Genomic DNA, 18,821 nt, shown 5'->3' with positions numbered 1-18,821 from the left:
AAGAAAGTTTTTCAAACATCTGATTCAAAAAGAAATTGACGCCGAATCACCTTTGACTCATGGTAGGCGCACAACAAGCGTAAAAAGCGCAAGAGCAGAGGCAAAGATGGCAGTTTCAACATTGGCGCAGGGGGCGTCTGTGCTACCCTTGGATGAAATTCTTGGCGGAGACTGCATCAAGGTGATGAATTCGTTGCCAGAAGGCAGCATTGACCTCATCTTTGCCGACCCCCCTTATAACCTGCAACTGAAGGGCGATCTGCACCGCCCCGACAACAGCCGCGTCGATGCCGTGGATGACGCCTGGGACCAGTTTGACAGTTTCAAGATTTATGACCAGTTCACCCGTGCATGGCTAAAGGCCGCGCGCCGGTTGCTGAAACCCAATGGCGCAATCTGGGTTATCGGGTCCTATCATAACATTTTCCGCGTCGGCACCGCGCTTCAGGATGCGGGCTTCTGGATTTTGAACGATGTGATCTGGCGCAAATCGAACCCGATGCCCAATTTTCGCGGCAAACGGCTGACCAACGCGCATGAAACCATGATCTGGGCGTCAAAATCCGAAGGCGGCAAATATACCTTCAATTATGAAGCGCTGAAGGAACTGAACGAAGGCGTGCAGATGCGCAGCGACTGGGTGCTGCCGATCTGTTCAGGGCATGAACGCCTGAAAGATGACAAGGGCGACAAGGCCCACCCGACGCAAAAACCCGAATCCCTGTTGCACCGCGTGCTGGTGGGCTCCACCAACCCCGGCGATGTCGTGCTGGACCCGTTTTTCGGCACCGGCACCACCGGCGCTGTGGCCAAATTGCTGGGCCGTCATTACATCGGCATCGAGCGCGAGGAAAGCTACCGCAAGGTTGCGGCCAAACGGCTGGGGCAGGTGCGTCCGCTGGATGCCAGCGCGCTGGAAACCACAATTTCAAAACGTGCACAGCCGCGCGTGGCCTTTGGGCAACTGGTGGAACGTGGCCTGCTGCGCCCGGGCGAAGTGCTGGTGAACCCGCGTGGTCAGGCCGCCAAGGTGCGCGTTGACGGATCGCTTGTCAGTGCGGAACATCGCGGCTCCATTCATCAGGTGGGGGCTGCGTTGGAAAACGCGCCATCGTGCAACGGGTGGACCTATTGGCAGTTCAAGCGCGATGGCAAGTTGATCCCGATTGATTTGTTGCGCCAGCAAATCCGGTCGGAAATGCACGACTGACCTTTCGTATTACAGTTACCGCCGGTGTCCTTGGTTCCCGCCGGGACACCCACTGACCCCGCCTGAATTGGCGGGGTTTTTTTATGCGCTGGACCCGCATGGCGCGTGGCCTATACTGAACGCGTGAAATGATTCAAAGCGGGGGCCAGATGCGCGATTTTCAATATCCGGGCCGGTCGGCGGTCTATGCGAGCAACGGCATATGTGCCACCTCGCACCCGCTGGCGGCGAAAACGGCGGTCGATATCTTGCAAGCAGGCGGCAACGCCGCCGATGCCGCCATTGCCGCTGCGGTCCTGCTGGGCATATGCGAACCGCAGATGACAGGGATCGGGGGCGATTGTTTCGTGCTGCTGAAACCCGCAGGCGAAGATCGCATTGTCGCGCTGAACGGGTCGGGGCGCGCGCCTGCGGCACAAAATGCCGCCGCCCTGCGCGCGCGCGGGCATGACACCGTGTCATTATTCGGCGTGGATGCCGTGACCCTGCCGGGCGCTGTGGATGCCTTCTGCCGTCTGAATGCCGATTGGGGGCGCATGGCGCTGGCCGATATTCTGGCGCCTGCGATCACCTATGCCGATGCGGGCGTGCCGGTCGCCCCGCGCACGGCATTCGACTGGGCGCGTGCGCAAAACCTGCAAGGGCGCGCGCGCGATTATTTCCTGACCGGCGGCCAGCCTTTGCGCGCAGGCCAGATATTCCGCGCCCCCGCGCAGGCCCGCGCCTTGCGCCAGATCGCAGAGCAGGGCCGCGCCGGCTTTTACGAAGGTGCGGTGGCGCAGGACATCATTGACAGCCTGCGCGCGCTGGGCGGCACACATACGCTGGATGATCTGGCCGCGACGCGTTGCGATTATGCAGACCCCATTTCCGGCACATATCAGGGTGTCGAGTTGGTGGAACATGCCCCCAACGGGCAGGGGGCCACGGCAAACCTGATCCTCAATATCCTGTCGCATTTCGATATTGCGGGCCTTGACCCCTTGGGCGCACCGCGCGCCCATCTGGAAGCAGAGGCCACGAAACTGGCCTATGACGCGCGCAACCGCATTATTGCAGATCCCGACCATACATCCAGACTGGCCCATATGCTGGCCCCTGAAACAGCCGCCGCCCTTGCTGCCCTGATTGCGCCCGACCGCATTATCGCCGATCCCGCCCCCCTGACCGAAGCCATCCACCGCGACACTGTCTATCTGACCGTCGTGGACCGCGACCGTATGGCCGTGTCGCTGATCTATTCGATCTTCCATCCCTTCGGGTCGGGGCTGGCCTCGGAAAAATACGGAATTCTGTTCCAGAACCGTGGTGCAGGCTTCACGCTGCAAGCGGGGCACCCGAATGAATTGCAGGGTGGCAAACGGCCCATGCACACCATCATTCCCGGCATGCTGCGCGAAAACGGGCGCGTCACCCTGCCGTTCGGGGTGATGGGCGGCGCATACCAGCCGGTTGGTCACGCGCGGCTGGTGTCAAACCTGACCGATTTCGGGATGGCGCTGCAAAGCGCCATCGACGCGCCGCGCGCTTTTGCCGAAAACGGCACCCTGACACTGGAACGCCCCTATCCTGACGCGACATTGCGTGCGCTTGCCGGTATTGGCCATAAGGTCGTGTGCTCGGACAGTCCCATCGGGGGCGCACAGGCCATCCACCTGAACAGTGACGGCGTTCTGACTGGCGCATCCGATCCGCGCAAGGATGGCTGCGCAATCGGGTATTGATCCCTGTCAGAAATTCCGGGCTGTATCAGGCTCCCGCACCAACTTCATTTTGCTCCAAATACTCAAACACGGATCCCCCTGCCCGACGGGCAGGGGGTGACATATGCGCTTGCGGCGCAGCCGCACAATCAGGTCACGCAACTCAGACAAACTCAGCCCGCCAGCTGGTCCCAGCATTCCATGGCTTTGCCCGCATACATCACGGCGGGGCCACCGCCCATCTGGATGCACATACCCAGCACATCGGCCAGTTCTTCGCGGCTGGCCCCGGCTTTCATCAGCGCTTCCACATGAAAGGCGATGCACGGCTCGCAGCGCACGGCAACGGCAATGCCCAAAGCCACGAATTCCTTTTCCTTCACGCCCAGAACGCCACTTGTCTTGGCCGCCATCGACAGCGCGCCAAACCCCTTCATCGTGTCGGGGATCGCCTTGGCCAATGTGCGGGATTTGTCGCGTGTTTCAGCAATAAACGCAGGGTAATCCATATCAAACCTCATATGTCATGTTGCGCATATGAAGTGCCCCAAGCGTGCAGGGCCTGCGTTGATACAGATCAAGCCCCGATAGAGATTAAGCGCCGTTACAGATCAAGCACCGCGCGCGGCGTATCATATTCTGAAAAACGGCTGCGCCAAACGCGGCAGAAGCGCGCGGAATTTCAACGGCGCATCCGTGGCCGCCAGGCAGATGCAATCTGCACCCGCTTCGGCAACGGGCGTGTGTTCCATGTCTTCATCCGCGATTTCAACATCACCGCGTGCGAAGCGGTCGGTTTCGTCCACAAATGCACCTTGCAGCACCAGCGTCAGTTCCAACCCGCGATGCCCATGATCAGGCACTGCCGTTCCGGCCGGAATATGCAGCAATCTTGCACTGGCATTGCGCGAGGTTGGCAAAATCGCCTGCCTGACCCCGCCGCCGATACTGCGCCATTGAACCTGTTCCAGACCGCCGCCGACATAGCTGCGCAACGGACCTGGAAGCACAGTGTCGCCGTGCGCGGCAGTCACGGGCGCGTCCGGTGCTGTGCCGCCGCCGTCGCCGCGCTTGATCTTTTCCAGCGTCGCAGACAGCGCCCCCGATGACAGCGCGGCAGGGGCTATGCGTTGGTCCAGAACCGCGCCGCCTACGCAATCAAACCCCGCCAGACGGGCACGGCATTCGTCGCAAAGCGAAATATGCGTGGCGACAACCAGATTGAACGCCTCTGGCAGGGTGCCTGCCGAATAGGCCATCAACAACTTGTCGCTTATGTGGTGTTTAATCATCGTCGTGCCGTTTCTTTGTCAAGTCATGGAATGGCGCAGCCGTTCCAGTGCCAATCTGATGCGGGATTTGATCGTGCCAAGGGGTAGTCCTGTTTCATCTGCAATTTCGTTATGCGACAGGTCCCCGAAATAGGCGCTTTCGATCATCTTCCTTTGCTTGTCGGGCAGGGCATTCATCGCCTGCGCCAGTTTTTCTGTTTCCTGTTGCAAGGCCAGCGTATCAAACTGGTCCGGTTCGGCGTCTGGTCCCCATGTCAGCTCTTCGGGTTCGGGTCGGCGGTCGCGTCTTAGCATGTCGATGCGCCGGTTTCGCGCGATCGTGAATATCCATGTTGCCGCGCTGGCGCGCGACGGGTCGAATTGTGCGGCCTTGTGCCATACAGTCGCCATAACGTCCTGTGCACATTCCTCCGCGGTTGTCGGATCTGCACCCGACTTCATCAAAAACGCCTTCACACGCGGCGCGAAATGTTCGAACAAAACTGTAAACGCCTGCGCATCCTGCCCATTGGCCACGCGCATAACCAGTTCTGCCCAAACGATTTTATCGGTCTTGTCCAATAGTGCCTGTCCCGCCATCCTGCCCAACATTACACAATTCGCGTCCTTTTGGGCCGACGCGCCTTGCGAATGTTGCGTGATTGTATCGCCACAGGTGTGATCAAACATGACTGAGTTACGGCTGCAAGGGGGCGGCGGATCAAAAAGACCTGTAACGGCGTAAGATGTTTTTAGCAGTGATCTGCCGCCGCAGTCATGACGTAGAATATAAAACCGAAAAGATTTACCGGAGCGATGCTGTATGCCATTCGAGATGTTGGACACCCCTGCCCGCCGCGTCGCCGTCATTGGGGGGGGCGTCTCCGGGCTGGCTGCTGCCTATATGCTGGCACAGCGCCACCGCGTGACCCTGTTCGAGGCTGAACCGCGTCTGGGGGGGCATGCACGCACGGTTCTGGCTGGCAAGCATGGCGACCAGCCTGTCGATACCGGCTTTATCGTGTTCAACTACACCAATTACCCCAACATGACCCAGATGTTCGAGCGGCTGGATGTGCCTGTCGCCTCGTCGAATATGAGTTTTGGGGTGTCCTTTGATGCGGGCAGGTTTGAATACAGCCTGTCAGGTCTGGATGAAGTATTCGCAACGCGGCGCAATATTGCAGACCCGCGTTACTGGCGCATGATCCGCGACATCTTCTATTTCAACAAGCATGCCGCAGATGTGGCGCAGTCCGACCCAACCCTAAGCATAGGCGGGTTGCTGGCGCGGCTGCGCATGGGGGACTGGTTCAGGGACAGGTATCTGCTGCCGTTTTCGGGCGCGATCTGGTCCACACCCACGCGCAAAATTCTGGATTTTCCCGCGCAGGCCATGATGTCGTTTTTCCGAAATCATGCCCTGCTGGGCTATGAGGGGCAGCACCAATGGTATACCGTCAAGGGCGGGTCTGTTGAATATGTGCGCAGGCTAAGTGGCCATCTGGAACGTGTGGGCGTCCGGCTGCGGCCCGCAACGGCTGTGCAATCAGTGTCGCGCGGCCCGCTTGGCGTGCATGTCAAGGCGCATGGCATGGACGCGGAGGAGTTTGACGAGATTGTCTTTGCCACGCATTCGGATGTAACCCTGCGCTTGTTGTCCGACCCGTCGCCGCGTGAAGCCGCCGCCCTTGGTGCCGTGCGCTACCAGACCAATGACGCGGTCCTGCATTGTGACACCGATGTTATGCCCAAGCGCCGGAAATGCTGGTCCAGTTGGGTCTATACCGAACGCGGCCCCGCCGATCTTGACCGCATTTCGCTAAGTTACTGGATGAATTCCCTGCAACCCATACCGCAAGAGGACCCGATGTTTGTAACACTGAATGCAAACCATCCCGTACGCGAGGACTGCATTTATGACACCTACAGCTTTGATCATCCGGTCTATGATGCGGGCGCATTGCAGGCACAAAGTGATATTCGCGGCTTCAACGGCACAAACCGCACATGGTTTTGCGGTGCCTGGATGCGCAACGGTTTTCATGAAGACGGCTTTGCCAGCGCAGTTGATGTGGCCCGCGCCATGAACGGGACCGCGCAGAAAGTGGCCGCTGAATGAACGGGATTGACCATATCGCGGGCCGGACCTTTCACGGGCGGCGCGGGGCAGTGGGCAACCGCTTTACCTATGGTGTGGATTATGTGCTGTTTGATGCGGAAAAACCGCTGCGCCTGCCGCGTCCTTTGGTGCGAAACCGCGCGGGCATTGTGTCCCTGCGCGACCGTGATCATGGCGGTGCGCCGGGGCAGGGCACAGGCGCTGCATGGGTGCGGCAGGTTCTACACACGCAGGGGCTTGCGGATGTCACCCGTAATGGTGCCGTGCTGCTGCTGACGCAGCCGCGCATTCTGGGCCATCTGTTCAACCCCGTCAGCTTCTGGCTGTGCCATGACAGCGCGGGCGGGCTGCGCGCCGTCATTGCCGAAGTCAACAACACCTATGGCGACCGCCATTCCTATCTGTGTGCCAAGCCCGACCATTCGGTGATCAGCGCACGCGATGAACTGGGCACGCAGAAAATCTTTCATGTCTCGCCGTTTCAGCCGGTGGCGGGGCATTATTCCTTTCGCTTCGATATTGCGCCTGACAAGGTCAATATCCGCATTTCCTATATCCAGAATGACGAAGCGCAGGGCGGCGGGCTTGTCGCCACGCTGGCAGGGCCGCGCACCACGCTGACCACCCGCCGCTTGCTGGTGGCCATGCTGCGCCGCCCGTTCGGGTCGCGCAGGGTGCTGGCGCTGATTCATTGGCAGGCGGTGAAACTGTGGTGGCGCGGTGCGCCGTTTCGCGCCCGTCCAGAACCGCCCACGCAAGAGGTCAGCCAATGACACTGACCGCCACCACCCTACCGTCGGCCCAGCCCGCCCTTTGGGGCTATGCGGTGTTTGGCGGGTTGCTGGCCATGGCGGGGCTGCCGATCTATATTCACGCGCCCAAGTTCTATGTTGATGAATATGCCGTGTCGCTGGCAGCTTTGGGGACAGTTCTGTTTGTGCTGCGGGGCCTTGATTTCGTGCAAGACCCCGCATTGGGCTGGCTGGCGGCACGGTTGCGCGGCGCCCGCGCACAGGCCGTGGCCATCGCCGGTGTGCTGATGGCGGTGGCCATGCTGGCGCTGTTTGCCATCCCGCCGGTCTTTGCGCCGCTGTTGTGGTTCGCGCTGTCCCTGACGGTGCTGTTTTCAGCGTATTCGTTTCTGACAATCTGCTTTTATGCCACAGGCACCGCGCGCGGTGTGGAACTTGGGGCCGGGGGGCATGTCCGGCTTGCAGGATGGCGCGAAACCGGCGCGTTGTTGGGGGTGTGTCTGGCCGCCGCAGCACCTGTCGCACTTGCAGGCGCATTGGCGCACCCTTTCGCGGGGTTCGCGCTTGGATTTGCCATGGTGGCGGTATTGGCATTATGGGCCATGCGCGCGGAATGGGCGCGCCTTGCAGTGCCGCACGCCCCCGATATGCCGGCGCTGCGCCTGCGCGAGATTGCAGCGGATTCTACTGCGCGGCGGCTGTTGCTGATTGCGCTGGTCAATGCCTTGCCTGTGGCGATCACATCCACCTTGTTTCTGTTTTATGCCGAAACAGTGTTGCAGGCGGACGGATGGGAAGGGCCGCTTCTGATCTTGCTGTTTTTGTCGGCAGCCGCGTCTGCGCCGCTTTGGGCGCGGCTGGCGCGGCGGGTGGGCGCGAAGGCCGCGCTGATTGCGGGCATGGCACTGGCGGCAACCAGCTTTGTGTTCGTGCTGGCGCTTGGCCCCGGTGACATTGTGCTATTCGCGCTGATCTGTGTGGTGTCGGGCGCCGGTATCGGGGCCGATCTTACCCTGCTGCCTGCGATTTTCGCGCGCCGTATGGCCGAACTTTCGCCCGAGGCCGCGCAGGGGTTCGGGGTGTGGGCTTTTGTCACCAAGGCCACATTGGCGATTGCCGCCGTCGTTGTCTTTCCCGTTCTGGACATGAGCGGCTTTGTCGCCGGTCCCGAAAATCCCGACAGCGCGATCCTTGCGCTGGTCTTGCTATATGCCGCGCTTCCATCGGTTTTGAAACTTCTGGCGCTTGTGCTTCTGGCGCTGACCCCCCTGACGGAGAAATGACCATGACCACCTTGCTAAGTGTTCTGACAGGCATGGTCCTGATGCTGGCATTATTTGCGTTGATGCAGCGGGTGCGCGGCTTTGCGGCGCAAAAGCCGTCGGATTATGCGGCGTTGGAACCGCGCATTGACATCCGCCAGCACCTGTCCGGCCCGATCCGTTGCGAAGGCGTCATCTATGGCCCGCTGGGGCGCGTGACATCACGTTTCACGGCACATATGAACGGGCGCTGGGACGGAAATCGTGGCGTTCTGTCCGAACATTTCACCTATGACAGCGGCACCAAACAGGACCGCGAATGGCGGCTGACACTGGGCAATGACGGTGCGATCAGGGCAGAAGCAGATGATCTGACATGCGCGGGCAATGGCCAGCAGGAAGGGTCGGCCGTGTGCCTGAACTACACCATACGCCTGCCCGAAAGCGCAGGCGGACATGCCCTGCAAGTTACAGACTGGATGTATCTGGTGGACGAAAAAACCATCATAAACCGCAGCCAGTTTCGCAAATTCGGCTTCAAGGTTGCCGAACTGGTCGCCACCATGCGCAGGCTTGACGCATGAGGGGGCTTTCGGGAAAGACCTATTGGCTGGTCGGCGCATCCGAAGGGTTGGGGCGCGCACTGGCGCAGCAAATGTCGCTGGCGGGGTGTTCACTGGTTCTGTCCGCGCGTTCTGCCGACAAGTTGCAAACCCTTGCCGCAGAACTGCCAAATCCGGCGCGGATTGTCACATGCGACGTGTCCGACAGGGTGTCGGTTCTGGCCGCTGCGCGCGATGCTGGGCCGGTGGACGGGCTGATCTGGCTGGCGGGGGTGTATTGGCCGTTTGCAGCGCAAAAATGGGACGCCGAAAAGACCGAGGCGATGTTTGATGTGAACCTGACAGGGGCCGCGCGGGTGCTGGGGCAGGTGGTGCCGCAGATGGTGGCGCGCGGGCAGGGGCATATCGTGCTTGTGGGGTCGCTGTCGGGGTATCGCGGGCTGCCCGGTTCCATTGGCTACAGTTCCAGCAAGGCGGGGTTGATGCATCTGGCCGAATCGATGCATGCCGATCTGCGCGGGTCCGGCGTGGATGTGCAGCTTGCCAATCCCGGTTTCATCCGCACCAGACTTACCGACAAGAATGACTTCAAAATGCCATTCTTGATGCAGCCTGAACAAGCGGCGGCGGAAATCATGACATTGATGCGCGGCCATAGGTTCCAGCGCGCTTTTCCGCGCCTGTTTTCGCGGCTGTTTCGGGGTGCGAATTTTCTGCCCGATTGGGCCTATTACCGGCTGTTCGGGGGCAAGCCCGGATAGCGTGAACTGATCAGGATAGTAGGCGTTTCCTGCCTGTTGGGGTCATCGGGAATGCCCCAAGGCACGGAGCAAAGGGCGAAGCCCGCCGCGCCATAGGTCTGGCCGTCCCGCGGCCAGCCGATGACCCGATTTTAGTTCAGTCCCTTGATGCAGGAGTATGCAGCCCGCATAAACTGCATTCCTATAACGTCGGATCGGCAGACCCCGGCCCACTGCTGGCGCGGGCTTTATCGAAAGTCCAACGTCCCGTTCAGGCCGGAATCGCCCGGCCTCGTGGCTGATCCGCGATGACACCACAAGCGATAGCTGTTGCAACATGGCGCCCTTTGCGCGACACTTGTGACCTGACCTACAGGAGGCCGCCATGCTTGCTATCAGCCCGCGCAAGGTTGTTCACATCATCTATCTGGCCCGCGAAGGCGCTGTGGGCGAAGCACAGGTGCATGCGTTCATCGACGCCCTGAATGATGATGAAAAGGCCAGCCTGACGGCTGTTGCATGGGTGGGGCGCGGCGCGTTCGAGCCGGAAGATTACGCAGAAGCCGTGGCAACGGCCACGACCGAAGCCACCACGCCAACCGCTGATTACCTGATGGGCATGCCGCATCTTGCGGAAAACCTTGAAAACGGGTTGGAAGAACTTGGCATTGACGTGACCGGCGAGGAAGAGGATTTCCTGAAACAGGGATCGTAGCCCGCCGCGCTGCATCTCAGGTGCCGGATTTTTGCCATTCTGCCAGCGCGGGGTTGTCTGCGCTGTCATGGTTTTGCGGCGCAATCTCGGTTGACTGGCGCGGTGTGACGGTGGCGGCTGGGGCTGTTGGTCGGGTGCAGCGCAGATGATGCGCTTCGCGTGCGCCGAAATAGAACGCCACAACCGCCCCCAGCAACCACCACAGCGGTTCAGGCACAGCAGACAAGGCCAGCATGCGCCGCGCGAAGCCGTCAGGGTCCGCCATGGCATAGACAAACAGCGCCAATGTGCCAAGCGCCAGCAGCGGGCGGGGCAGGCGGTTCAGCCCGTTTACCGCCGAATCGAACCAGCCCCCGCGCCCGAACTGGAATTCCGCCGTGTGGCTGGCATGGGCGGCCTTATAGGCATCATGGCCCAGCTCCATGGCGCGGGTTGCATTGGGGCGGAACACTTCTGCGACCGATGTGACGGTTTGACCCAGCGCGCGCGCTTCGCGGGCGCCGCCAAACAACAGGCCGAACAGGGAACGGATCATGGGATTGGTCCTTTACAGTGGGGTCGGGTTCAAAAGATGGTCGGGTGGAGATGGGGGATAAGGCGAAGGGATTGACCTGAATCGGTCATTCGCGCGGGGACTAAGCCCGCGCTATCGGTGGGCCGGGGTCTGCCGATCCGGCGTTGGTGAAGTTCACTTTATGCCGGCTGCATCTTCCCAAGATCATAGGCTTGGCATGACATCAGCCAAATCGGCAGGCCGCGGGACGGCCCACCGATGGCGCGGCGGCCTGCGGCCTTTGCTCCGCGCCTTGGGGTGTCAGCCTCAGGCCATCCCTGACCCTACCCCCACCCCCGCACACGGTCACGGTGTTGCGCGTCCGACAGATGAAAGCGCGCGCTGATGAATTCTTCGGCGCGGGTGATCCAGCCGCCCTTGCCGCCATCACGCCTGCGGGCAAATTTGCGGCTGGCGGGGCGCTGGTCGGCAAGGCGGTAGTAATAATCGCGCCGCGCAATCCCGTAGGCATCGACCAGATGCGACGGGGCCATGTCATAGGCGCGATGCGCCGCCGCAATGGTTTGCGGGCCGATCACGCCGTCCGTGGCGACATCCAGCCCCATTTGCACCAACAACCGCTGCAATATGCGCACCGCATTCGCGCCTGCATTAACATACATATCAAACACCGTTGGCCAAAGGGGGTCGGGCAACGCGGCAATGCGGGGGCGGGTGAAATAATGCTCCACATATATCTCGATCGCCTGTTCGCGGGTCAGGGCGCGCACGTCCTGCACGCCCACGCGGGCACCGGGGCGCAGGCGGCGCAGTGTGTGGATGGTGACCCCGAAATTTGTGGCCCCGCCGGGATCATCGGGGTCGTTGACGAAGCCGCCTTCGCGGGCGACAATTTCCGCAGCAAGGGTCTGGACGGTTTTCATGGGGGCGCACCTGTTGCAAATCCGTGGGATGTGCAAATCTGCCAGCAGGGGGCAAATATCCGGCTACCACGGCGCGCGTTGCGTGGCATACCCGTGACCCTTTGCCCCTTTTCCCGCCGCCTGCTTTGGTCTATCTGGCCAGATGTAGAATGAAGGATAGCCCGCCATGACCTATGAAACCCCCGGCGAGGTCGAGCAGAACTGGCGCGACGCCATCTCGACCATCGAAGAGATCATTGATGAGGCCCGCAATGGCCGCATGTTCATCCTTGTGGACCACGAGGACCGCGAGAATGAAGGGGATCTGGTGATCCCCGCGCAGATGGCCACACCAGAGGTGATCAATTTCATGGCGACCCATGGGAAGGGGCTGATCTGCCTAACATTGCCGGGCGAACGCATTGACCAGCTGGGCCTGCCGCTGATGGCATCCAGCAATTCATCGCGGCATGAAACGGCTTTTACCGTATCGATTGAAGCGCGCGAAGGTGTATCCACCGGCATTTCCGCCCATGACCGTGCGCGCACAGTTGCCGTGGCGATTGATCCCGCCAAGGGCGCAGCCGATATTGCCACCCCCGGCCATGTGTTTCCACTGCGCGCGCGCGATGGCGGCGTGCTGGTGCGTGCGGGCCATACCGAAGCCGCCGTTGATATTTCGCGCCTTGCCGGGCTGAACCCGTCAGGTGTGATCTGCGAGGTGATGAAGGAAGATGGCGACATGGCCCGCCTGCCGGACCTTGTGGGGTTTGCGCAAAAACATGGCCTGAAAATTGGCACGATATCTGATCTGATTGCCTATCGTCGCAGGCATGACAACCTTGTGCGGGTCATGCAAGAAGACACCGTTACGTCGGAATTCGGCGGCGAATGGGTTATGCGGGTCTATTCCGACACAACCCAAGGGGCCGAACATGTCGTGTTGATCAAGGGCGACATCACAACGCCCGATCCGGTTCTGGTGCGGATGCATGCGTTTGATCCGCTGCTGGACATGGTGGGGACGGGCGGCGCAGGCCGTGCAGATGAATTTTCCGAAGCCATGCGCCTGATTGCGCAAGAAGGGCGGGGCGTTGTCGTGCTGCTGCGTGATACGCATATGAAAATGTCCAGCGCCGACAGTTCGCCCCATACGCTGCGCCAATATGGGCTTGGCGCGCAGATCCTGTCGTCGCTTGGGTTGCATGATCTGATTTTGCTGACAAATTCGGCAACGCCGCGCGTGGTGGGGCTGGATGGCTATGGCCTGTCCATTGCAGGCACCCGCAAGATTTCCACCGCGAAAGGTGCCTGACATGGCCGGACATGAAACCCATTACACCCCGCCGCGCCCCGAGTTCGCGCATGCGCCGAAACTGCTGATTGTCGTGGCGCCCTATTACAAGGACATCACCGACCAGTTGCTGGCCGGTGCCCGCGCCGAGATTGAGGCCGCAGGCGGCAGCCATGACACCATCGAGGTGCCGGGCGCGCTGGAAGTGCCCACGGCCATCGGGCAGGCGTTTCGCATGTCGAATTTCGACGGCTTTGTCGCGTTGGGCTGTGTCATTCGCGGGGAAACCACGCATTATGACACTGTGTGCAACGACAGCTCGCGCGCGATTACGCTGCTGGGGTTGCAGGGGGCGTGCATTGGCAATGGCATCCTGACCGTGGAAAACCGCGCGCAAGCGGTGGTCCGCGCTGATGCGTCCGGCCAGAACAAGGGCGGCGGTGCTGCTGCGGCGGCGCTGCACCTGATCGCGCTTGCACGGCGCTGGGGTGGGGCGAAACGGTCCGTGGGGTTCCTGCCCGAACGCACGGAATTCGACATTGCGGGCGGTAACGGTAATCCGGTGGCGTGATCATGGCAGATAACAAGAAATCCCCGACAGTCGAAGAAAAGCGCGCCCTGCGCGGTGCGGCGCGGTTTTATGCGGTGCAGGCCCTGTTCCAGATGGAGGCATCGGATCGCGGCGTCGAAGAAACCCTGCGCGAGTTCGAGGCCCACCGCATCGGTGCCGAAACCGAAGATGAAACCTGGGCCGAGGCTGACATCAACTTCTTTCGCCGTCTGGTCGATGCGGCTGTGGACCGGCAGGGCGCGATTGACCAGATGACCGACCGCGCGCTTGTGGCCAAATGGCCCATCGCCCGTATTGATCCCACATTGCGTGCAGTCTTTCGCGCCGCAGGTGCTGAATTCCTGACTGCGCAAACGCCGGTGCGGGTGGTGATCAGCGAATTCGTGGCCTTGGCAGGCGCATTCTTTCCCGAAAGCCGCGAGCAGAAATTCGTGAATGCCGTTCTTGACCATATGGCCCACGAGGCCCGCGCAGCCGAATTCTGATACGCCCATGCACCCGCGACTGACAGCAGAAATGTTGCTTCAGGCCTACCGGCAGGGTGTCTTTCCCATGGCCGAGGACCGCAATGATGACCGGCTGTACTGGTTCGACCCCGTGTTGCGCGGGGTCTTGCCACTGGACGGGTTCTACCTGTCGCGGTCACTGGCGCGGCGTATACGGACAATGCCGTTTCAGGTAACGGTTGATCATGATTTTGCAGGCGTCATGTCCGGCTGTGCCGCGCGTGAAACCACATGGATAAATTCTGAAATCACGCGCCTGTTCAATGATTTGCACGCAACGGGCCATGCCCATTCATTGGAAATATGGGACGGGCGCGATCTGGTCGGCGGTGTGTATGGCGTGGCAATCGGGGGGGCGTTTTGCGGCGAAAGCATGTTTTCGCGCCGCAAGGATGCCTCAAAAATTGCGCTGGCCTATCTGGTCACGCATCTGCGCAATTGCGGCTTTGTGCTGTTTGACACGCAATATCTGACAGACCATCTTGCCAGTCTGGGCGGGCATGAGATTCCGCGCGCGGCCTATCGTCGGCGCCTGGCTGATGCGTTGGGCAAAGATGCCGATATCGCGCGCGTGCCGTTGCCTGATGCTTATGATGTCTTGCAGCTAAGAACCCATAGATCATAGCGCGCATGATCCAGCGCATTCAGCGCGGGGCTTGACGCAACCATCCAGCCGGAAAACAGCATTTCATCGGCGCGGGAGTCATACACATCTATCCATGCATAGGCCTCGCCTGCGGGGTTGTCGGCGGGATAGCGGCATTCCTTCAGCATGGCGACCAGATGCCCGATCTGTGCATCCTGATTCTGGTCAACGTCGAAATCGACACTGGTTCCGGCCACACGGTCCAGCCCCCGAATGACCGCGCCATCCGAACGCATGAAATGCTCGCTTGCGCCGGGCAAGGCAATGCCTTGTGCCAAGGCTGCGGGAAGGGTAGGAACGGAGGCCAGAAAAACGGCCATTGCACGAAGCATCATGAAGCGCCCTGTCCAAAACTAACTGTTGACGCCGACTTATGAACGAAGCTGCCCCCAAAGGCCAGCACTGCGCCATCATCTTTGCTTGATCGGGGCGCAGGGCCGTCAGCGGGGCGGGCGGCGGCGCGTGCGCTGTCGTTGCACGCGCTGCGCCATGCGCAGGATGCGAAACACCAGTGCGATGACCCGCGTCCCGTTCATTCGGGCGTCCAGGCCTCGTAATCCGTGCGGGTTTTCGGGTTTTGCCGCCGGATCGACCCTTTGGGGGCGTAGGCAAGCGCTGTGCCGGTCAGGTTTTCCTGATGCGGTTTTTCCCATTCCTTGCGCAGCAGCGGGCGCTCGCTGGGCAATTCGTCCCATGTGTGATGCAGCCATCCGTGCCAGTCAGGGGACACGCGGCTGGCTTCAGATTCGCCATTATAGATAACCCAGCGTTTCTTGCTGTCATGGGACCGGTAAAAGATGTTCCCCTGATCATCCTCGCCAACCTTTTCCCCGTTGCGCCAGGTGAAAAAGGCCGTGTTCAGGGTTGAGTAGTTCCACCAGGTCACGAAGCGAAGCAGGAATTTCATTGTGCACCCTAATCAGTTGCCGCATGGCGTTGCGCCCTTATGCACCAGTGATGCAGGGAAATCCAGAGCCAAGCGTCGTATGTTGCGCGATCGCCCGGCCTGCGCGCGCAGCATGGAAACCGCGCCACCGGTGCCTATATCATGCGTAGAATTCCGCAACAGGAGGTGCAGATGCCCCGCTATGAACGCCGCCCCGAAATCATCGATGCCCTGACGCCCGAGCAATACCATGTGACCCAGCAAAACGGCACCGAACGGCCATGGTCGGGCATCTATAATGATAACAAACGCGCGGGTATATATGTTGATATCGTATCCGGAGAACCGCTGTTTGCATCCAGCGACAAGTTCGAATCAGGCTGCGGATGGCCCAGTTTCACCAAGCCCCTTGTTCCCGCCCATGTGGCCGAACTGCACGATACCAGTCATGGTATGACCCGTATCGAAGTGCGGTCCAGCCATGGGGACAGCCATCTTGGGCATGTGTTCCCTGATGGGCCTGCCGATCGTGGTGGCTTGCGCTACTGCATCAATTCCGCATCACTGCGCTTCATCCCCAAAGAGGAGATGGACGCCGAAGGATATGGCGAATTCCTTGATCAGGTCGAGGGTTGAAGCCGGCGGTTTGCGGGTGGTCTGGCCTTTTGCTGCCCTTCGCGCTTGGACAACGCCCGCGCTATCGGTGGGCCGGGGCCTGCCGATCCGACGCAAGTGAAGTTCACTTTATGCCGGCTGCATACTCCCAAGATCATTAGCTTGGCGTGTCATCAGCCAAATCGGCAGGCCGCGGGACGGCCAGACCTATGGCGCGGCGGGCTTCGCCCTTTGCTCCGCGCCTTGCGTTTCCCCTTCAGGCCAAATCCAGCCCCGCCCGAAGCGCGCCTGACGCACCCCAACCCCAAAGGGACTGGATTGCCCCCGCCCAAGGGCTTAGGTCACACCATAGATACGCAATGAAACACGGATGCCGCCATGCCCCTGACCCTTGATCACAGCTATGCCCGCGACCTGAAGGGCCTTTATGTCCCGTGGCAGGGGCAGGACTGGCCCGACCCGCAAATCGTGCTGCGCAATGATGCCTTGGCGCGTCGTCTGGGGCTGGACGTGGCCGCGCTGGATGCAGGGCTGCTGACCGGCCATGCCTTGCCCGCCACCGCGCGCCCGCTGGCCATGGCCTATGCGGGCCACCAGTTCGGCGGGTTTTCCCCGCAACTGGGCGACGGGCGCGCGATCTTGCTGGGCGAGGTTGTGGACAGTGACGGCGCGCGCTGGGATATCCACCTGAAAGGGTCGGGGCGCACGCCATTCGCGCGCGGCGGCGACGGGCGCGCGGTGCTGGGTCCGGTGCTGCGCGAATACCTGATATCGGAAGCCATGGCCGCGCTGGGTGTGCCCACCACCCGCGCACTGGCCGCCTGCACCACCGGCGACCGCGTGCTGCGCCAGAACGGGCTTGAACCGGGCGCAGTGCTGGCGCGTGTCGCGGCCAGCCATTTACGCGTCGGCACATTCCAGTTTTTCGCCACCCGTGGCGAGGGGGACAAACTGCGCCAACTGGCCGATTACGCCATTGCCCGCCATGATCCCGACCTGAGTGACACCCCCGACCGCTACATCCAGTTTCTGCACCGCGTGGCCGCGCGTCAGGCGCAGACCGTGGCGCAATGGATGGGGCTTGGGTTTGTGCATGGGGTGATGAACACCGACAACACCACGATTTCGGGCGAAACCATTGATTATGGCCCCTGCGCCTTCATGGACCGCTATGACCCAGCCACTGTGTTCAGTTCCATCGACCATCAGGGGCGCTATGCCTATGGCAACCAGCCCGCAATCATTTTCTGGAACCTTGCGCGGCTGTGCGAATCGCTTTTGCCCCTGATTGATGCGGATGAGGACCGCGCCATCGCCCGCGCCTCCGACGTGATCGCACAGGCGCAAGAGGAGTATCGCGCCGCATGGCTGGGCGTATTCGCGCGCAAGCTGGGGCTTGCCGCCCCTGACGCGGCGTTGATTGACGATATGCATCAGCTTTGGACAGGGCAGGGTGTGGATTTCACCAGCTTCTTCCGCGCCCTGCCTGATGCGTTGCGCGGCAATGCGGGCAGCTTGCGCGCCCTGTTTGATGATGATCGCGGGCTGGATGCATGGCTTGCATCCTATCAGGCGCTGTCGGACGCGGACACGCCAGACCGCGTGGCGGCGGCCAATCCGGTCTATATTCCGCGCAACCATCTGGTCGACGCGTCGCTGAACGCAGCCAATGCGGGCGACATGGCCCCGTTTCTGGCGCTTCTGGCGCGTGTGCAGGCCCCCTTTACGCCCGTTGCCGGGGCAGATGACTATGCGCAGCCCGCCCCGCGCGGCACCCCCGAACTGGTGACATATTGCGGGACATAGGGGATTTCATCTTGCCAAAAATACTCAATCCTGCGGGTCTGTCCCGCCCATCTCGCAGATGATCTGCCATTCTTGCGGGCTGACCGGCTGCACCGACAGGCGTGATGTCTTCACCAATGCCATTTCCTGCAATCGGGGGTCATCCTTGACCATGGCCAGCGTGACCGGGTGTTTCAACGGCTTGACTGCGCGCACATCCACACATTCCCAGCGCGGATCGTCGGTGGTGCTGTCGGGATGGGCGGCGGCGATCACTTCGCATATCCCCACCACCGCCTTGTCGGATTGCGAGTGATAGAAAAACGCCAGATCGCCAAGCTCCATCGCGCGCATGTTGTTGCGCGCCTGATAGTTGCGCACACCGTCCCATTCCTCGCCCGCCGCACCTTTGGCCACCAGATCATCCCAGCCAAAGGCGTCGGGTTCGGATTTCATCAACCAATAGCGCATCAGCCGATAACCTTTTTCCATTCCTGCACGCGCACGTTGTCAAACAGCCCGGCTTTCGCATAAGGGTCTTGCGCGCCCCAACTGGTGGCGGCGGCCATGTCGGGCAGGTCCAGCACAATCAGCGACCCTGCCATTTCGCCCGCATCATCCAGCAACGGGCCTGCCATCTGCACGCAGCCGGTTTGTGCGATGTAATCCAGATGCGCTTTCCGGTTGGCCTTGCGAATGTCCAGTGCGCCCGCTTTGTCGGTGCAGACCATCATGTATAGCGGCATATTTTCCTCCTCCTTCGT

Annotated in this window: 23 protein-coding genes; 14 read left to right on the top strand and 9 right to left on the bottom strand. The window is 61.0% G+C overall.

The genetic code is table 11. The annotated features are described in order from the left end of the window. Positions 1-106 precede the first annotated feature (106 nt). Positions 107-1,210, top strand: a complete 1,104-nt coding sequence (locus tag P8S53_RS14005) for a site-specific DNA-methyltransferase (RefSeq protein WP_277804587.1) — start codon at positions 107-109, stop codon at positions 1,208-1,210. Positions 1,211-1,359: 149 nt separating this feature from the next. Then, complete coding sequence (locus tag P8S53_RS14000; protein ID WP_277804586.1) at positions 1,360-2,934, top strand: gamma-glutamyltransferase family protein; 1,575 nt, start codon at positions 1,360-1,362, stop codon at positions 2,932-2,934. A gap of 152 nt (positions 2,935-3,086) precedes the next feature. Here the strand turns inward: P8S53_RS14000 and P8S53_RS13995 are convergent, their stop codons facing one another. The 3 genes from P8S53_RS13995 to P8S53_RS13985 all read right to left on the bottom strand — a co-directional run bounded on the left by P8S53_RS13995 (position 3,087) and on the right by P8S53_RS13985 (position 4,727). Beyond that, positions 3,087-3,422, bottom strand: a complete 336-nt coding sequence (locus tag P8S53_RS13995; protein WP_277804585.1) for a carboxymuconolactone decarboxylase family protein — start codon at positions 3,420-3,422, stop codon at positions 3,087-3,089. 123 nt (positions 3,423-3,545) lie between these two features. After that, positions 3,546-4,205, bottom strand: coding sequence for a ChrR family anti-sigma-E factor (locus P8S53_RS13990; RefSeq protein ID WP_277804584.1), 660 nt, complete (start codon positions 4,203-4,205; stop codon positions 3,546-3,548). 18 nt (positions 4,206-4,223) lie between these two features. Next, complete coding sequence (locus P8S53_RS13985; RefSeq protein ID WP_306417939.1) at positions 4,224-4,727, bottom strand: sigma-70 family RNA polymerase sigma factor; 504 nt, start codon at positions 4,725-4,727, stop codon at positions 4,224-4,226. 280 nt (positions 4,728-5,007) lie between these two features. On the opposite strand from P8S53_RS13985, the gene P8S53_RS13980 reads away from it, so the two are divergent. The 6 genes from P8S53_RS13980 (at position 5,008) to P8S53_RS13955 (ending at position 10,338) form a co-directional block, all read left to right on the top strand. Then, positions 5,008-6,306, top strand: a complete 1,299-nt coding sequence (locus tag P8S53_RS13980) for an NAD(P)/FAD-dependent oxidoreductase (RefSeq protein WP_277804582.1) — start codon at positions 5,008-5,010, stop codon at positions 6,304-6,306. Then, on the top strand, positions 6,303-7,079 hold the full coding sequence (locus P8S53_RS13975; RefSeq protein ID WP_277804581.1) for a DUF1365 domain-containing protein: 777 nt from the start codon (positions 6,303-6,305) through the stop codon (positions 7,077-7,079). The genes P8S53_RS13980 and P8S53_RS13975 overlap by 4 nt, the downstream gene beginning before the upstream one ends. Beyond that, positions 7,076-8,341 carry an MFS transporter gene (locus P8S53_RS13970; RefSeq protein WP_277804580.1) on the top strand — a complete coding sequence of 422 codons (1,266 nt, stop codon included), beginning with the start codon at positions 7,076-7,078 and terminating at the stop codon, positions 8,339-8,341. Before P8S53_RS13975 ends, P8S53_RS13970 begins: the two co-directional genes overlap by 4 nt. A 2-nt stretch (positions 8,342-8,343) precedes the next feature. Beyond that, the gene (locus tag P8S53_RS13965; protein ID WP_277804579.1) at positions 8,344-8,904 is read left to right on the top strand and encodes a DUF3833 domain-containing protein; all 561 of its coding nucleotides are present in this window, start codon (positions 8,344-8,346) and stop codon (positions 8,902-8,904) included. Continuing rightward, on the top strand, positions 8,901-9,644 hold the full coding sequence (locus P8S53_RS13960; RefSeq protein WP_277804578.1) for an SDR family oxidoreductase: 744 nt from the start codon (positions 8,901-8,903) through the stop codon (positions 9,642-9,644). Before P8S53_RS13965 ends, P8S53_RS13960 begins: the two co-directional genes overlap by 4 nt. Before the next feature lie 364 nt (positions 9,645-10,008). Next, positions 10,009-10,338, top strand: a complete 330-nt coding sequence (locus P8S53_RS13955) for a DUF3775 domain-containing protein (RefSeq protein ID WP_277804577.1) — start codon at positions 10,009-10,011, stop codon at positions 10,336-10,338. 16 nt (positions 10,339-10,354) lie between these two features. Here P8S53_RS13955 and P8S53_RS13950 read toward each other — a convergent pair whose 3' ends face one another. Both P8S53_RS13950 and P8S53_RS13945 read right to left on the bottom strand, forming a co-directional pair. Beyond that, positions 10,355-10,873 carry a holin family protein gene (locus P8S53_RS13950; RefSeq protein WP_277804576.1) on the bottom strand — a complete coding sequence of 173 codons (519 nt, stop codon included), beginning with the start codon at positions 10,871-10,873 and terminating at the stop codon, positions 10,355-10,357. 302 nt (positions 10,874-11,175) lie between these two features. Continuing rightward, complete coding sequence (locus P8S53_RS13945; RefSeq protein ID WP_277804575.1) at positions 11,176-11,775, bottom strand: holin-associated N-acetylmuramidase; 600 nt, start codon at positions 11,773-11,775, stop codon at positions 11,176-11,178. Between the two features lie 166 nt (positions 11,776-11,941). Between P8S53_RS13945 and ribB the strand changes: the two genes are divergently transcribed. From ribB to aat, 4 genes are read left to right on the top strand one after another with little or no spacing between them, the layout of a single operon-like run. Beyond that, a complete protein-coding gene (gene ribB, locus P8S53_RS13940; protein WP_277804574.1) occupies positions 11,942-13,069 on the top strand; it encodes a 3,4-dihydroxy-2-butanone-4-phosphate synthase in 1,128 nt (375 codons plus the stop codon). 1 nt (position 13,070) lies between these two features. After that, entirely contained in the window at positions 13,071-13,619 is a 549-nt protein-coding gene (locus P8S53_RS13935) for a 6,7-dimethyl-8-ribityllumazine synthase (protein ID WP_277804573.1), read from the top strand. A 2-nt stretch (positions 13,620-13,621) separates the two neighbouring features. Then, positions 13,622-14,104 (top strand): transcription antitermination factor NusB, encoded by a 483-nt coding sequence (nusB, locus tag P8S53_RS13930; protein WP_277804572.1) that lies wholly within the window; start codon positions 13,622-13,624, stop codon positions 14,102-14,104. Positions 14,105-14,111: 7 nt separating this feature from the next. Then, positions 14,112-14,750, top strand: a complete 639-nt coding sequence (aat, locus tag P8S53_RS13925) for a leucyl/phenylalanyl-tRNA--protein transferase (protein WP_277804571.1) — start codon at positions 14,112-14,114, stop codon at positions 14,748-14,750. On the opposite strand, the gene P8S53_RS13920 is transcribed toward aat, so the two are convergent. Together P8S53_RS13920 and P8S53_RS13915 are read right to left on the bottom strand one after the other, a co-directional pair. After that, a complete protein-coding gene (locus P8S53_RS13920; protein WP_277804570.1) occupies positions 14,714-15,106 on the bottom strand; it encodes a DUF2155 domain-containing protein in 393 nt (130 codons plus the stop codon). The two genes, aat and P8S53_RS13920, sit on opposite strands and share 37 nt — an antisense overlap. A 197-nt stretch (positions 15,107-15,303) precedes the next feature. Next, on the bottom strand, positions 15,304-15,678 hold the full coding sequence (locus tag P8S53_RS13915; RefSeq protein ID WP_277804569.1) for an NADH:ubiquinone oxidoreductase subunit NDUFA12: 375 nt from the start codon (positions 15,676-15,678) through the stop codon (positions 15,304-15,306). A gap of 171 nt (positions 15,679-15,849) precedes the next feature. Here P8S53_RS13915 and msrB point away from each other — a divergent pair, with 171 nt between their 5' ends. Beyond that, on the top strand, positions 15,850-16,293 hold the full coding sequence (gene msrB, locus P8S53_RS13910; protein ID WP_277804568.1) for a peptide-methionine (R)-S-oxide reductase MsrB: 444 nt from the start codon (positions 15,850-15,852) through the stop codon (positions 16,291-16,293). 357 nt (positions 16,294-16,650) lie between these two features. Continuing rightward, entirely contained in the window at positions 16,651-18,078 is a 1,428-nt protein-coding gene (locus P8S53_RS13905) for a YdiU family protein (protein WP_277804567.1), read from the top strand. 24 nt (positions 18,079-18,102) lie between these two features. Here P8S53_RS13905 and P8S53_RS13900 read toward each other — a convergent pair whose 3' ends face one another. Both P8S53_RS13900 and P8S53_RS13895 read right to left on the bottom strand, forming a co-directional pair. Beyond that, a complete protein-coding gene (locus P8S53_RS13900; RefSeq protein WP_306417938.1) occupies positions 18,103-18,528 on the bottom strand; it encodes an EVE domain-containing protein in 426 nt (141 codons plus the stop codon). Continuing rightward, positions 18,528-18,803, bottom strand: a complete 276-nt coding sequence (locus tag P8S53_RS13895; RefSeq protein ID WP_277804565.1) for a YciI family protein — start codon at positions 18,801-18,803, stop codon at positions 18,528-18,530. The genes P8S53_RS13900 and P8S53_RS13895 overlap by 1 nt, the downstream gene beginning before the upstream one ends. Positions 18,804-18,821: the final 18 nt, after the last annotated feature.

The organism is Roseinatronobacter sp. S2 (assembly GCF_029581395.1).
Taxonomy (GTDB): Bacteria; Pseudomonadota; Alphaproteobacteria; order Rhodobacterales; family Rhodobacteraceae; genus Roseinatronobacter.
Note: the sequence above shows the minus strand (reverse complement) of the source record. Positions and strands in the feature narration are given on the sequence as shown.